The 250-nt window shown below is 58.4% G+C and carries 1 protein-coding gene; it reads right to left on the bottom strand.

What is annotated here, in order from left to right; all coding sequences use genetic code 11:
• A partial coding sequence (locus MTCD1_RS23780; protein WP_235013409.1) for a phosphatase PAP2 family protein occupies nucleotides 1–250 on the bottom strand: 250 nt, incomplete at both ends.

Genomic DNA, 250 nt, shown 5'->3' with positions numbered 1-250 from the left:
TCTTAAGGCCGCGTAGATTGTTCGGATTCCCGGAATCGGCAAAGCTGCGATCAGCAAGGTAGGGGCGCGGGTAATTGAAGTACTTCTTGGCGGGCCCGGTGCTTTTATTCGTCACTTCCTGAAACCCTGTCGACCACAGGAACCGGGCAACGTGGGTGAGGCTGCAGGAGTGAACATTCGCCGGGGTGCACTGGGCGAGCCCCTCGGCCACATACTTGCTAAGCACCGGGCCGAGGGAATCGTTATCTTC

The sequence above is a fragment of the Colwellia marinimaniae genome, assembly GCF_002207865.1.
Lineage (GTDB): Bacteria > Pseudomonadota > Gammaproteobacteria > Enterobacterales > Alteromonadaceae > Colwellia > Colwellia marinimaniae.
Note: the sequence above shows the minus strand (reverse complement) of the source record. Positions and strands in the feature narration are given on the sequence as shown.